This is a genomic window from Noviherbaspirillum album (assembly GCF_035916955.1).
Taxonomy (GTDB): domain Bacteria; phylum Pseudomonadota; class Gammaproteobacteria; order Burkholderiales; family Burkholderiaceae_D; genus Noviherbaspirillum; species Noviherbaspirillum album.
Map to the genome: position 1 here is coordinate 1 of NZ_JAWIIV010000145.1, position 546 is coordinate 546.

The window sequence follows — 546 nt, forward strand, 5'->3', positions numbered from 1 at the left end:
GCGCCGTAAGAGTAGTGGTATTCGTGGGCCAGATGCGCCATCAGCGCATCGCGCGCGTGTTGCCAGCCGGCCGGCGCCGCCGCTCCGGCAGCCGCCTGCCGGTTCTGGAGGCGTGCTAGTGCTAAGCCGATCCGTGTCGCATCCATCGCATTGCCTTTGCCCGCCACAAACACCCGGTCGGATGTCCGACCAGCACCCTTCGGCATGGCGTTCCATGTGGTTTGCCAAGTATTGATCAACTCCTGCGTCTGTGGGTCCCAGTCTCGTTGGTTGAGCTCCCTAAACTTCAGGGCCGCCAAGGCGCTGTGAGAGTAGCGGTATTCGTGGGCCAGATGCGCCATCAGAGCATCGCGCGCGTCTTGCCAGCCAGCCGGCACCGACGCTCCGGCAGCCGCCTGCCGGCACTGGAGGCGTGCTAGTGCTTGGCTGATATTTCCAATATGCATCCTATTGCCGTTGCCCGCCACAAACACCCGGTCGGATGTTCGACCAGCACCCTCCGGCATGGCGTTCCATGTGGTTTGCCAAGTATCGATCAACCGCCGC

General features: G+C 63.0%; 1 protein-coding gene. It reads right to left on the minus strand.

Annotation, left to right across the window (positions count from 1 at the left end):
- Positions 1-546 (minus strand): hypothetical protein (locus RY831_RS33135; RefSeq protein WP_326510521.1); only part of this gene is annotated, 546 nt, incomplete at both ends.